Raw genomic sequence first — 14,350 nt, forward strand, 5'->3', positions numbered from 1 at the left:
GGTTCCAGAGTATTTGCTTGCTAGTTAGCAATCCTTATTGACTCGGCACAATAATACTTGAAATTTATGAATCGCCCCCCATCTTGTTGAAATGGAAAAAGACGACGCAAGATATTCGACGCTGGAGCAACTGCATGAACGGCGCAAGCAAGTGGTGCGGTTGCATCGCAAGGGCTACGGCGTGATGCAAATTGTTGAGCTCAGTGGGCTTTCGTATCCGACAGTTCGGTTTGCGATAGATCGGTATGAAGAAGGCGGATTTTCCGCCCTGAAGCCAGGGATGCGAGGCAAGCGTGCTGGTCAAGGGCGGGCACTGACAGAGGAACAGGAACAAGCCATCCGCAAGATCATTTGTGACAAGCGCCCGGAGCAACTGAAGATGGAATTTGCGCTGTGGAATCGGGCGGCGGTCATGCAACTGATAGAGCGGGAGTACAGCATCAAGCTGTCGGTGCGCGGCGTAGGCAACTATCTGTCACGTTGGGGTTTCACTCCCCAGAAGCCGATCAAGAAGGCCTATGAGCAGCGGCCTGAAGCCGTACAAGCCTGGCTCAACGAGCAATACCCGGAAATTGAGAAGCGCGCCAAGGCGGAAGGCGGCGAGATTCACTGGGGCGATGAAACTGCCTTGGTCAATACCGATGTGCGCGGTCGTTGCTATGCTCCGGCAGGCAAGACGCCAGTCACCTACGCGACTGGTGGTGCGCGACAGAAGCTATCGATGATTGCCGCAGTGACGAATCAGGGCAAAACACGCTGGATGATCATCGACGAGGCCTTCAACGCCGACAGGCTGATCGAATTCCTCGAAGCGCTGATCAAGGATGCCGGGAAGAAGGTATTCTTGATTCTCGACAATCTGCGGGTTCATCACAGCAAACAGGTCAAGGCATGGGTCGCTGAACGACAAGACAAAATCGAGCTGTTCTACCTGCCCAGCTATAGCCCGGAACTGAATCCGGAGGAACGCCTCAATGCCGACCTCAAGCATGCCATCGGGACGAAAGTGCCGGTGCGCACCAAGGCCAAACTCAAACTCGCTGCCACCGAACACATGGTTAAACTTGAACAATCACCCGAACGGGTCAAAAGCTTCTTTCAAGATCCGAGGGTCAAATATGCCGCTTGAAACTTCAAACTTAATCTGACCGGATCAATAGTGTTGATTTATAAAATCTTCTGTCAGGTACTCAGAAGTTCCGTGATCTGAATTGATCCGTAGCGCGGATTAAGGCTGCTTGTATGCCTGGTTCCCATACTGAGTGGCCGGCATCGTCAATGATGAGGTATTCGGCTTGTGGCCAGGCATGATGTAAATCATCGGCGCTGACGATCGGGCAAACCGCGTCGTAGCGTCCTTGCACGATGGTGGCGGGAATGTTGTGCAGCTTATGCACGTTATCCAACAATGAATTTTCCGGTAAGAAGATGTTGTGCCTGAAGTAGTGCGCCTCCATGCGCGCCAGCCCGAGCGCTACGGTGTCGCTCGCGAAATAGCTGACGGTGGCAGGATTGGGTAGCAGTGTCGAGCAGGATCCTTCATAGGTGCTCCAAATTCGTGCCGCCGGCATATGGATGACGGGATCCGGATTCATTAAGCGCTGATGATAAGCGGAAAGGATATCGCTACGTTCTGGCGCGGAGAGTGGTGCTACAAATTCTCGCCAGGCTTCCGGGAAGAAATTGCGTAATCCATACAAAAACCAGTCAATTTCCTGCTGGCGGCACAAGAAAATTCCACGCAGTATAAAACCGAGACAGCGTTGCGGATGCGCTTCCCCATACGCCAACGCTAATGTGCTGCCCCACGAACCGCCAAATACAAGCCACTGTTCAATTCCTAAGTGTTGACGAAGTAACTCCAAGTCATTGATCAAATGAGGCGTTGTGTTATCTTGAATTTCGCCAAGTGGAATTGAACGTCCCGCACCTCTTTGATCATATACGACAATACGATAAGATGCCGGATCGAAAAAGCGACGGTGAGCTGGAGCTGACCCGGCCCCTGGTCCGCCGTGAAGAAATACGACAGGGATGCCGTCAGGATTGCCGGATACTTCCCAATACATGGTATGGATGTTATCCAAAGGGAGCATCCCTTGCTGATAGGGTTGAATTTCGGGATAGAGCGTGGTTTGATGGTTCATGATATGAGTACAAATGCCGTTAAATAATTTGGTTAAAAAAACTGAAAAAGAGTGATAAACAGCACAGAGTTCAAAATATAAATGAATTATAGTTCTGTTATATTGCTCGACAGGCGAACTACTGTATTTATGTTATAAGGAATATCATATGCCTAATACAATCCTGAGAGAACAAGAAGTTTCCATGCTGCGTGAAGAAATGGAAATTTTGATGAGTGAACGTCAAAGCCTCCTGAATGCAACTGGAGCAGCGGCTGTTTTTGTGGCTAAACTGGATAGTTCGAAATTGCCGGATTCGGCATGCCAAGCGGCGAAAATCTTATCCAGTTCGTTAAATAATTTACCAGAAGAAACCTTACGGGATGCGCTGGAGAGGGTGAAATCAGAATTTGCAGTTCGTGCATGAACAACAAAAAGATTCGAGTACACCTAAAGTCGGTTTGGTATTAACCGGAGGTGGTGCTCGTGCAGCTTATCAGGTAGGGGTATTACGAGCGATTGCGGAACTTTTACCCGATAAAAGCCGTAATCCGTTTCCCATCATTTGCGGTACTTCGGCTGGTGCGATTAATGCAGCCAGTATTGCAGTTTCGGCAAGCAATTTTGGTGAAGGTGTTGAGAGGCTCGAAGCCGTCTGGTCAAATTTTCACGTTGACCAAATTTATCGATCAGACTTCCTTGGGGTGTTGCATAATACCTTGCGATGCTTGCTTTCTTTGGTTTCGACTGAGTATGGCCAACATCATCCGATTTCCCTTTTGGATAACTCCCCGCTAGAAGCCTTATTAAGAAACCGATTCTCTTTCCGCACGATTCAGCATTCCATACGTTCCGGTTCTTTATATGCTTTGGGTCTTACCGCATGGGGCTATACCTCCGGCCAATCCGTCACTTTTTATCAGGCGGCTAAAGAAGTGACTCCCTGGAAGAGAGCCCAGAGATTGGGGATCCCGGCCGAAATTGGGGTTGGACACCTGATGGCTTCTTCGGCGATACCTTTTATTTTTCCAGCGGTAAAATTGAATCGGGAATTTTTTGGCGATGGTTCCATGCGTCAGCTGGCGCCGATCAGCCCGGCGTTGCATTTGGGAGCGGATAAAGTATTGATAATCGGTGTGCGCAAGCCCGTAACCGATGAACCGAAGCGTGTCAGCGTATCGGGTTATCCACCATTTGCGCAGATCGCCGGGCATGCGCTGAACAGTATCTTTGTCGATAGTTTGGACGTGGATTTGGAACGCTTGCTGCGTATTAACGAAACTTTAAAACTGATTCCTCCGGCAGCATTCAAAGAAAAAAATATTTCATTGCGGCCCGTCGAAGCAATGATGATCGCGCCTAGCGAAGGTATCAATGAGATCGCGCAAAAATATGCGAGTACTTTACCTTGGATCATGCGTTACTTATATCGTGCGATCGGTGCGATGGGACCTAACGGGTCGACCTTACTGAGTTACGTGCTGTTTGAAATGGCTTTCTGCCGTGATTTAATCGAATTGGGTTATAACGATACCCTTCAGCAGAAAACGGAATTGTTGCAATTTATCGGGGTTCAGAATAAACAAAACCCGCACGAGCGTTCTTAGCAGTTTTTTTTCATTTATATTTCGTAGGAAAGTTGATGGCATTTGATAGTCCGCAGTTTTGGTTTGCTGTATTGCAAATTATTGCGATTGATATTGTTTTAGGTGGCGACAATGCAGTTGTAATCGCTCTGGCTTGTAGGCGTTTGCCTGAACAACAGCGCAAGCTCGGGATTTTCTGGGGCGTTGCAGGTGCAATTGCGCTTCGTGTTATTCTGATTTTTTTTGCATTGAATCTGTTGACCATTCCTTATTTGAAGGTTGCAGGTGCGGCATTGCTGGTTTGGATCGGTATTAAATTGTTACAGCCTGAATCGGAAGGAGAACACGAAGTCGACGCCAGTACCACGCTGCTTGGCGCTATCAAAACCATCATCGTGGCGGATGCGGTAATGAGTCTCGATAATGTAATTGCAATTGCAGGAGCAGCGAAGGACGAAATCAGCTTGGTGATTTTTGGGCTGGTGATCAGTGTACCGATCATTGTTTGGGGTAGTCAGTTTGTAATGAAGATCATGGATCGATTTCCGGTCACTATCGCGATAGGCGCGGGATTGTTGGGGTGGATTGCTGGCGATATGGCGGTTACTGACGTAGTTACCAAAGATTGGGTCAATGCAAATGCGAAGTTTTTGCACTGGATCGCTCCCGCTGTCATGGCAATCGTAGTAATTGCCAGCGGCAAAATGCTGGCCGCTCGTAAATTGATCGAAACGAAACCGATCATCGATCTGGCCGATGAAAATAATCCCAGAAAGTAATCTGGATCGATAAATAAAGGATTAATCATGCTAAAAATATTGTTGCCTGTTGATGGCTCTGAATGCTCGAAAAAAGCTGTGGCTGATTTTATTCAATTGCTCGATTGGTACAAGGAAATACCGGAATTTCATCTGCTTAATGTCCAATATCCACTCGATGGGAATGTGTCATTATTTATCAATCAAGCTGATATCAAGCAATATCATCAAGAGGAGGGTCTGAAGAATTTGCATGAAGCTCGCGATATATTGGATCAAGGGGGAATCGCTTATCAGTTTCATATTACGGTGGGTGATCCAGCTGAAATGATCGTGCGGTTTGCAACCGAAAAACAATACGATCTGATCGTGATGGGACCGCGCGGCAGAGGCGGGATAAAAGGATTGCTGCTGGGATCCGTGACCAGCAAAGTGATGCAGCTGTCGCAAATACCTGTCTTACTGGTTAAATAATTCCTTCTTTGGATTGGTTCATTGAAACTGAGGATCTTGGGATGCAGCGGCGGTGTTGGCAGTGGGGCGCAGACCACGGCGATGCTGCTGGATGACGATATCTTGATTGACGCCGGAACCGGGGTCGGGAATCTGAGTATCGAGGAAATGATCAAGATTGATCACGTTTTTGTGACGCACGCACATTTGGATCATGTCGCTTTTATTCCTTTTCTGGTGGATACGGTCGGTTCGTTACGCACTAAACCGCTGATCGTTCATGCAATTGAGGCGACGCTCATTGTTTTACAGAAGCATCTGTTTAATTGGCATTTGTGGCCAGATTTTACAAAAATCCCGGATGCGGATCTTCCCTATATGCGCTATGAAACGCTATCGCCGGAACAGGCAATTATTCTAAATGGCCGGAAAATCATACCGCTTCCGGCGAATCATACGGTTCCGGCAGTAGGTTATCAGTTGGACTCTGGTCATGCCAGTCTTGTTTTTACCGGTGATACCACCACGCATGCCGCATTCTGGCCGATCGTGAATAGGATCCCGAATTTAAAGTATTTGATCATTGAGTCCGCTTTTTGTAATAAAAAAAGAGCGATCGCCATTCGATCCAAACATCTTTGCCCCAGTTTGCTGATGGAAGAATTGGAGAAGCTGGAGTGTGAAGCGGAAATTTTAATTTCACATTTAAAGCCCGGAGAAGCCGATATTACCATGAATGAGATCCGGCAATGCCTCGCGCGATTCAGTCCGAAACGATTGGAGAACAACCAATTATTTGAATTTTAGGAAGCGACATTATGAATACATTTGCGCCAACGCTGCTTAAACAAAAAAACACACCCAACGGTAATGTGCAGGATTTCTCCAAGAGCCTGCAAACTGTAATCGCCAGGATTCAGGCCGCGAACAATGTTGATGAAATTATGGTGGAGGTAAGTAAAGAAATCTGTGCGTTATGTAATGCGGATCGATTAACAATTTATGCATTGAGTGACGATAAGTCTTTTTTAATGACGCGGGTTAAAACCGGAATTAATTCATTTCAAGATCTAAGAATTCCGGTAACAGAGAACAGTATTATCGGCTATGCCGGACTGCAAAAGAAAACTGTCAATATTGAGGATGTTTACAATAAAAGTGAATTGAAGGCGCTGGATGCGCAATTGGTTTTTTCCAACGAAGTTGATAAACGCACCGGTTATCGAACCAAGCAAATGCTGGTTGCGCCGATTGTAAGCCAGGATAACCAAGGGTTGCTAGGCATTGTTCAAGCAATCAATCATAAAAGCAATCAAACGTTTCCGGCAGAAGTTGTGCAAGGCATTGCTGAAATTTGCCGTGCGGTTGCAGGCGCGTTCAAGCATCCGCAGAAACCAAATCAATTATTGAAATCAAAATACGATTACCTGGTTCTCGAATCGGTTATTTCGGCTGCGGAACTGGAACTCGCCGCACGCTCGGCGCGCAAAAAAGGATGTGATCTGGAAGATGTCTTGCGCGATGAGTTCCAGATCGGATCGGCGGTTATCGGCAAAGCACTTGCTTCGTTTTTCGAGGTGAAGTACGAGCCATTTAAGGCTGATCGTATCAAGCCTGCAGATTTACTTAAAAACTTAAAAAGAGACTACGTTGAAAGTAACGCAATATTACCGATAGACGACACCAAAGACGGTTTGGTGGTTTTAACGCTGGATCCCGAACGGGTTAAAACCCAACGCATCGCCAATACTATTTTCCCGAAAAATAAGATTATTTACGCTGTTACCACCAAACGGGAGTTTGAACAGACCGTTGAACAGTTTTATGGTGATACTGGTGATGGAATCGGCTCCGGCGATATCAATGAGATGCTCGTGAGTCTTCAATGGGAATCGAGTGATATCGAAGAAGCTTCTGATGAGAAAGAGGAATCTTCCGCGGCCTCCGATAACGAATTGGTTAAGCTTGTCAATAAAATCATCATCGATGCCTATAAGATGGGAGTCTCGGATATTCATATCGAGCCTTTTCCCGGCAAGGAAAAAACGAAGATCCGTTTCCGCAAAGACGGTTCGCTGATGCCGTATATCGAGATTCCAGCCGGCTATAGGAATCCGCTGGTGACACGGATCAAGATTATGTGTGACCTGGATATTTCTGAGAAGCGCAAACCGCAAGACGGCAAAATTAAATTTAAGAAGTTTGCGCCACTGGATATTGAGTTGCGGGTGGCGACGATTCCATCGGCAGGCGGCATGGAAGATGTGGTCATGCGGATTCTTGCCGCCGGTGAACCGATCCCGCTGGAGAACATGGGTTTTACGCAACACAATCTGAAAGAATTAAAAGATATCATCAGTAAGCCTTATGGCTTATTTTTTGTATGCGGGCCGACCGGTTCCGGTAAAACGACCACGCTGCATTCCGTGTTGAAATATCTGAATCAGAACGATACCAAAATCTGGACAGCGGAAGATCCGGTTGAGATCACCCAGAAGGGTTTGCGGCAAGTGCAGATCAACGTCAAGGCAGGACTTACTTTCCCGGTTATCATGCGTTCCTTCTTGCGCGCAGATCCGGATATCATCATGGTCGGCGAGATGCGTGACAAGGAAACCACCAGTATTGGCATCGAAGCATCGTTGACCGGTCATTTGGTGCTGGCGACCTTGCATACCAACAGCGCGCCGGAATCGGTAATTCGTTTGTTGGATATGGGGATGGATCCGTTTAATTTCGCCGATGCCTTGCTGGGTGTATTAGCGCAACGACTGGCGAAACGGTTATGTAAACATTGCAAGGAAGCCTATGTCGCCAGCGAACAGGAAATCGATACTTTGTTAGAAGAATATAGTGCGGAACTCAAAAATATCGATCGGTTTAAATCAGATCCCGAGACCGCACTTCGTGAAATTCGCGAGCAGTGGATCCAACAATATGGTGACGATCAGGGCCGGATTTCGCTCTACAAGGCCGTCGGTTGTGATGAGTGTGTCGGTACCGGTTATGCCGGACGGGTCGGATTGCACGAGCTGATGACTGCGACCGATGCACTCAAGAAGAATATTCAGGAACGAGCGCGCGTGGCGGAGATGCTGGTGACCGCATTGGGAGACGGCATGCGTACGCTCAAGCAAGACGGCATTGAAAAGGTTCTGCAGGGTATTACTGATATGCATCAAGTGCGAGTGGTTTGTATCAAATAAAAAAACCGCCCACAATAGGCGGTTTTTTATTTAGAACCTAATTATGCTTTAGCATATTGCACCTGCAGCACGAGTACGGCAGGTACTTGCTGCATTTACTGTCCATGTAACTTTTCCTTGAGCGTCGACGGCGGGCGTTAGAATATAAGTTTCACTATTCAATCCTTGAACCGCTGTGGCAGTAGCTGTAATTTGACCGGCGGCCGTAACAACGACACCATTTAAGAAAGTACTAGCTACAGGAGCTGCCGGTATCAATCCAAAAGCACCAAAAGCAACGTTTTGTATTGCAGGGCCGCCCGCATTAAAGCAGTTACCTTCTTGTACACATACTTCAATACCGGCTTTAATGCCTGCTGTTGCATTAATTACCTCTGTATATTTTGCCTTTAATGCGTAATTCTGATAAGCAGGCACCGCTACCGCAGCCAGAATACCAATAATGGCTACAACAATCATTAACTCGATCAGGGTAAAACCTTTTTGTACTTGTTGCATTTGTTGTTCTCCTTTAGGTTGTGAGTAGAACACACCCGATGTGTGTATTGAATCATTAGCAGAATTCATGCCAGAATTATTAAAAATTAATTCCTCTTTTATATTCAATAGTTATCAATTATATTTAAAGTAATTCATGATTAATTTAGATGTTGAGGCGAGCTGAAATCCATCATTGGGTGAACAGTCATTTAAAACAATGTATTGGTATTAGTTTCCAAAAACTTCTTCCCACAGCGTCAATACTGCTTTGCGATCATCTTTTAGATGATTGTCTTCAACCCGGGTGAATTTTTGTGCTTGGCCGTCCACTGGCGAGCTGCCGGCCATATCTGCTTCACCATTCAATCGTTGGCGGTGCTGGATGCGCCGGAATTCGCGATAGGCTGAACGCGTTTTTTCCGCAGTGATTTTGCCTATGAGTTCCAGTTCTCCCGCAAGTTTCAAGAGCGCGATATTACCAATGTTCCCGGTAAGCTGTGGGTAACGATTCGAGTAACCGAGCACCAGATATTGCACAATAAATTCGACATCAATGATACCGCCTCGATCATGTTTAATGTCAAATAACGCGGTTGGATTGGGGTGTGCTTCCAGCATTTTTTCACGCATTTTCAATATTTCTTTTTTAAGTTCATCAAGGTTGCGTTGCTTGCACAAAATTTCTTTGCGGGTATGCTCAAAAACATCGCCAACGTGCGGATCGCCGACGACGAATCGGGCGCGGGTTAACGCCTGATGTTCCCATACCCAAGCCTGGCGGTGCTGATATTGCGCGAATGCTTCCATCGAACTGACCAGTAAGCCGGAAGCACCATTCGGGCGCAGGCGCAGATCGGTTTCATACAGGAGTCCGGCGGACGTATGGCGGGTCAACCATGCGTTGATGCTTTGTCCCAGCTTGGTATAAATTTCTGCGGCATCGGGATGGTCGTCGTCGTACAAGAACACGATGTCGAGATCCGAAGCATATCCGAGTTCTTTCCCGCCCAATTTGCCGTACCCGATGATTGCGAAAGCGGGGTTTTCCCGATGGCGTTTCTTCAAGCCGGACCAAGCGAGAGTCAGGACATTGTTCAAGACCAAATCAGCCAGTGCGGTCAGGTGATCACTCAATGTCTCTAACTGCAAGGAGCCTTCAAGATCGGTGACCAGCAGGCGGAATACTTGCGCATGCTGGAAATGCCGCAAAACATCCATTTGCCACTCGATTACGTCATTTTTCGGATTGTTGACATGATTCAATTGATAAATCAATTCGTTATTGAGTATTTTCCAATCGGGAACCGGGTGCGGTTCGTGTTGACGTAATAATTCATCCAGCAGGATAGGATGGCGCCCCAAATAATCGCTGGCCCATTGACTAGTACAGGCAAGTTCCGCGACGCGCTGCAAGGTATGCGGGTGTTCCAGCAGCAACGCCAAGTAAGAAGATTGGGTGCTGATTTTTTCGAGTAATTGCAGCATACGTTCCAAGGTAATATCGGCAGGCGGATATCCAGAGGCTGCTTCAATGAGCATGGGTATCAATGTAATGATTTGCTGTTGGCTTGTTTCTGCGAGATGCTGATAGGTTGTATCTTGATAGAAAGAGCGGATCCGTTCCGAAATTTTTGCGGGCTCCGAGAACCCCATCGTGCTAAGTTGCGTGGTAGCGGCTTCGGTTTGTGAAATATCATGCGCCTCGGCCTGCCATAAATTAGCCAGCATGTCATGCGCGGGAGATTTCCGGGGAGTGGCAAAAATGAGCTCAAAGTGACGTGTTACGTCACTCCGGTGTCTGTCCAACTGTTGCATAAATCGCTCGTAGCCGCTAAAACCCATTGCCATCGCGATGCGGTGCTGGTCTTCGGGATTCAATGGCAAGGTTTGAGTTTGCTGATCATCCAGATATTGCAGGCGATGTTCCAGTTTTCGCAGGAAGCGATAAGCTTCTATGAGTTCTGTTACAGCTTGAACAGGCAATTGCTGTTTTTTTTGCAGCCGCTCCAGAACACTGAGAGTTGGCCGGATGCATAAATCCACATCCCGGCCGCCGCGGATTAATTGGAAAACCTGTGTAATAAATTCGATTTCCCGAATGCCGCCAGGTCCGAGTTTGATATTGTCGTGCAGTTCGCGGCGTTCGACTTCTTTGCGCAATTGTGCATGCAAGCGGCGCATCGATTCGTAAGCATTGAAGTCCAGGTACTTGCGGAATACGAAAGGTCTGACGATTTGTTCCATCAAAGTGGACTCGCTCTCGCTATCGTCGCCACCAGCGATAATGCGTCCCTTGATCCAGGCATGGCGTTCCCATTCCCGGCCATGCTTGATGAAATATTCCTCCAGCATCGGGAAGCTGATGGCTAAAGGACTGTTTTCTCCATGTGGCCGTAACCGCATGTCGACGCGAAAGACATAACCGTCAGCGGTAAAATCGTTGAGACTGGCAATTAATTTGCGCCCAAGGCGCGCAAAAAATTCATGGTTTGAAATCGATCTGGCGCCATCGGTTTCACCATCCTCGGGGTATACGAAGATCAGATCGACGTCCGATGATACGTTCAGTTCTCCGCCACCGAGTTTGCCCATGGCAACCACCAGTAAATGCTGGACCGCATGACTGTTTTCACCGCGCGGTAATCCAAATCGGTCAGGCTGTGCAAGCCACATTTCGTGATATTTAAGGGCGAAATCAATCGTGACTTCGGCCAGATTCGTCATGCAGGTCATCACTTCCGCTAAATCGGCCAGGCCGCTGATATCGCGAATCGCTAAACGAAGTATGACTTGTTTGCGTAAATCGCGAAGTAAGCTATTCAAGTTGTCTTCGTTTACGATTTGTCTTGAATGTGATTCGAGAAAATTCTGCATTTCTTTTCTTTGAAAAGGGGTGTGCAGATTATTTAACAAGTTAATTTTTCGTGCCGGCTCGCTGTTCAATAATTGTTGTACATAGCGGCTGGCAGGCAGCGCGGCGGCTAAAATAGCATCAGGAGAATCGTTGTCTTGTTTCATGAGTCAGTCGGACATTAACTGGTATGGATAACCGAAAAGCTTACATTAAAGTATCAAATAAGAATTGTGAATAAAACGAAATAGATCGTTATCTGACTAAATGCTAGAATCCGGGTTGAATATTATCAATTTGGTACCGTCTGGAATGCGTATACTGAATTAGTTGATAATAAATTTTATTTTTACATCATCCCTAATGATTTATTTTAGTTTTGCAGGCATTGAGCCAGAGTAAGTGACGTATGTTGAAAAATACAGTTAAAGATCATCCCTCAAACATTGGTAAAGACCCAAGCAGGGGTTTTTGTGTGGCTGCTATACAAATGGCTTCCGGTCCGAGTGTATCCGCCAATCTCGAGGAAGCGGCGCGACTGATTGAAGATGCCGTTAGCCGTGGCGCCAAATTGGTTGTGCTGCCGGAATATTTTTGCATTATGGGCATGAAAGATACGGATAAGCTGGCAGTGCGGGAGCAACCGGGCGAAGGGCAGATTCAGAAATTTCTTAGTGACACCGCAAAGCGTTTAGGAATCTGGCTGGTGGGGGGGTCAGTGCCGCTGGCTTCGCCGGATCCTGATAAAGTCTATAATAGCTGTCTGGTTTATGCGGATGACGGTCGGCAAATGGCCCGTTACGACAAAATTCATTTGTTTGGTTTGCAACTGGGACACGAGCGTTATGCCGAGGAAAAAACGATCAAGGCGGGGGATAAAGTGGTCACGGTAAATTCCCCTTTTGGCCGGATCGGTTTGTCGATCTGTTACGATTTGCGGTTCCCGGAATTATTCCGGCTGATGGATAAAGTTGATATTATCCTGGCGCCGGCTGCATTTACCGCGATTACCGGGAAAGCGCATTGGGAAGTTCTGGTGCGGGCGCGCGCTGTTGAAAACATGGCGTATGTGATAGCACCGGGACAAGGCGGGTATCACGTAAATGGACGCGAAACCAATGGCGATAGCATGATTGTTGATCCGTGGGGGGTAGTGATAGAACGTCTGCCGCGTGGTTCCGGTGCTGTTGTAGCGACGATTGATCCCGATTATCAATCGAGTTTGCGAGCCAATCTGCCCGCTCTGGATCACCGGACTTTACAAGCCTGCTGAGCGTGCATTTGAAATTTTACGTGATGGGCCTATTGCGGCTGCAGCGTGATTAATTGAATTACAACTATGAATATTGAAGGTATTGCGGAAGATAAAGATTTTATGGCGATTGCAAATCGCTGCTTGCTGATGCCATACGATCTGGACGCATCCGGCTTGCAACAAGTAATGGGACAGTTACTGTCTCATCAAATCGATTATGCGGATCTCTATTTTCAGTACAACCGATCTGAAGGCTGGATGCTGGAAGAAGGTATTGTGAAATCGGGTAGTTTCAATATTGACCAAGGCGTCGGCGTTCGTGCGATCTGCGGTGAAAAAACCGGATTTGCGTATTCCGACGACATCAGCATGCCGGCTTTGGTAACAGCTGCGCAGGCAACACGTGCAATTGCCCATCAGGGCAATCCGCAAGCGGTGCAAGTGGCAAAGCGGGCAGGGTTGAATCAGCGGGCGCAATTATATTTGCCCGAAGATCCGATTGCGAGCCTGAAGGACGCGGAGAAGGTGGCATTGTTGGAGAAAGTCGAACGCTATACCCGACAACTCGATTCCAGGATTACGCAAGTGGTGGCGTCATTGGCGGGTGAATACGAAGTGATCTTGATCACTCGCAGCGACGGCATGCTGGCAGCCGATGTGCGGCCTTTGGTCCGGCTGTCGCTGCAAGTAATCGCCGAGGAGAAAGGCCGGCGCGAGCAAGGAGTGGCTGGCGGTGGCGGGCGTTTTGGTTACGAATACTTTACTGATGAAGTTTTGCAGGATTACGCCAGGCAAGCGGTACATCAGGCCGTGGTTAATCTGGATGCACGTCCGGCGCCTGCTGGCACGATGACGGTTGTTCTGGGTAGCGGTTGGCCCGGGATATTGCTGCATGAAGCGATTGGTCACGGATTGGAAGGCGATTTCAATCGCAAGGGAAGTTCCGCATTCTCCGGTCGCGTAGGGCAAAGGGTGGCGGCGCCTGGCGTTACCGTAGTCGATGACGGCACCATTCCCCGGCGGCGGGGATCGTTGAATATCGATGACGAAGGTAATCCGACGCAATGTACTGTATTGATAGAAGATGGCATACTGCGAGGCTATTTGCAGGATAGTTTGAATGCCCGCTTGATGGATTTGCCGGTAACCGGCAATGGCCGGAGAGAATCTTTCGCGCATATTCCCATGCCACGCATGACCAACACTTATATGTTGAACGGAGACAAGGATCCGGCCGAAATTATCGCGTCTGTTAAACATGGACTGTATGCAGCCAACTTTGGCGGCGGTCAAGTTGACATTACCAGCGGAAAATTTGTTTTTTCGGCGGCAGAAGCGTACATGATTGAAGACGGCAAGATTACTTACCCGGTTAAAGGTGCTACTTTGATTGGTAATGGCCCGGATGTATTAACGCGGGTTTCCATGATCGGCAATGATATGCTGCTAGATCCGGGGGTAGGCACCTGCGGCAAAGAGGGACAAAGCGTGCCGGTTGGTGTCGGGCAACCGACGCTACGCGTCGACGGATTGACAGTGGGTGGAACGGGTATTTAATCCTTTTGACGTTACGCCTTTTGCTTTGTGTCTTTGAGTTTTTTGATACGATAGCGGTAATGAAGTTTTTGTGAATTT

12 protein-coding genes are annotated in these 14,350 nt (G+C 47.8%); 9 read left to right on the forward strand and 3 right to left on the reverse strand.

Annotated features, from left to right (window positions below; translation table 11 throughout):
- Window positions 1-91: 91 nt before the first annotated feature.
- Window positions 92-1,129 carry an IS630 family transposase gene (locus tag ACV7NC_RS13200; RefSeq protein WP_458151853.1) on the forward strand — a complete coding sequence of 346 codons (1,038 nt, stop codon included), beginning with the start codon at window positions 92-94 and terminating at the stop codon, window positions 1,127-1,129.
- A gap of 61 nt (window positions 1,130-1,190) precedes the next feature.
- On the opposite strand, the gene pip is transcribed toward ACV7NC_RS13200, so the two are convergent.
- A complete protein-coding gene (gene pip, locus ACV7NC_RS13205; protein WP_458153047.1) occupies window positions 1,191-2,147 on the reverse strand; it encodes a prolyl aminopeptidase in 957 nt (318 codons plus the stop codon).
- Window positions 2,148-2,295: 148 nt separating this feature from the next.
- Here pip and ACV7NC_RS13210 point away from each other — a divergent pair, with 148 nt between their 5' ends.
- Genes ACV7NC_RS13210 through ACV7NC_RS13235 form a run of 6 tightly spaced genes read left to right on the forward strand, consistent with a single transcriptional unit; the run spans window position 2,296 to window position 8,129 of the window.
- Window positions 2,296-2,553, forward strand: coding sequence for a hypothetical protein (locus tag ACV7NC_RS13210; protein ID WP_458153049.1), 258 nt, complete (start codon window positions 2,296-2,298; stop codon window positions 2,551-2,553).
- Window positions 2,546-3,733 (forward strand): patatin-like phospholipase family protein, encoded by a 1,188-nt coding sequence (locus tag ACV7NC_RS13215; RefSeq protein ID WP_458153050.1) that lies wholly within the window; start codon window positions 2,546-2,548, stop codon window positions 3,731-3,733. The genes ACV7NC_RS13210 and ACV7NC_RS13215 overlap by 8 nt, the downstream gene beginning before the upstream one ends.
- 35 nt (window positions 3,734-3,768) lie before the next feature.
- On the forward strand, window positions 3,769-4,491 hold the full coding sequence (locus ACV7NC_RS13220; RefSeq protein WP_458153051.1) for a TerC family protein: 723 nt from the start codon (window positions 3,769-3,771) through the stop codon (window positions 4,489-4,491).
- A 27-nt stretch (window positions 4,492-4,518) separates the two neighbouring features.
- Complete coding sequence (locus tag ACV7NC_RS13225) at window positions 4,519-4,944, forward strand: universal stress protein (RefSeq protein ID WP_458153052.1); 426 nt, start codon at window positions 4,519-4,521, stop codon at window positions 4,942-4,944.
- A 21-nt stretch (window positions 4,945-4,965) separates the two neighbouring features.
- On the forward strand, window positions 4,966-5,730 hold the full coding sequence (locus tag ACV7NC_RS13230; RefSeq protein WP_458153053.1) for a 3',5'-cyclic-nucleotide phosphodiesterase: 765 nt from the start codon (window positions 4,966-4,968) through the stop codon (window positions 5,728-5,730).
- An 11-nt stretch (window positions 5,731-5,741) separates the two neighbouring features.
- The gene (locus ACV7NC_RS13235; protein ID WP_458153054.1) at window positions 5,742-8,129 is read left to right on the forward strand and encodes an ATPase, T2SS/T4P/T4SS family; all 2,388 of its coding nucleotides are present in this window, start codon (window positions 5,742-5,744) and stop codon (window positions 8,127-8,129) included.
- Window positions 8,130-8,177: 48 nt separating this feature from the next.
- On the opposite strand, the gene ACV7NC_RS13240 is transcribed toward ACV7NC_RS13235, so the two are convergent.
- Window positions 8,178-8,735 (reverse strand): pilin, encoded by a 558-nt coding sequence (locus ACV7NC_RS13240; RefSeq protein WP_458153055.1) that lies wholly within the window; start codon window positions 8,733-8,735, stop codon window positions 8,178-8,180.
- Between the two features lie 102 nt (window positions 8,736-8,837).
- Window positions 8,838-11,627: a bifunctional [glutamate--ammonia ligase]-adenylyl-L-tyrosine phosphorylase/[glutamate--ammonia-ligase] adenylyltransferase gene (gene glnE / locus ACV7NC_RS13245; RefSeq protein WP_458153057.1), complete on the reverse strand. Its 2,790-nt coding sequence runs from the start codon at window positions 11,625-11,627 to the stop codon at window positions 8,838-8,840.
- 242 nt (window positions 11,628-11,869) lie between these two features.
- Here glnE and ACV7NC_RS13250 point away from each other — a divergent pair, with 242 nt between their 5' ends.
- Window positions 11,870-12,733, forward strand: a complete 864-nt coding sequence (locus ACV7NC_RS13250) for a carbon-nitrogen hydrolase family protein (protein ID WP_458153058.1) — start codon at window positions 11,870-11,872, stop codon at window positions 12,731-12,733.
- Window positions 12,734-12,799: 66 nt separating this feature from the next.
- Window positions 12,800-14,272, forward strand: a complete 1,473-nt coding sequence (tldD, locus tag ACV7NC_RS13255) for a metalloprotease TldD (RefSeq protein WP_458153059.1) — start codon at window positions 12,800-12,802, stop codon at window positions 14,270-14,272.
- The last annotated feature ends 78 nt before the right edge of the window (window positions 14,273-14,350 follow it).

It is taken from the genome of Nitrosomonas limosa, from assembly GCF_054188085.1.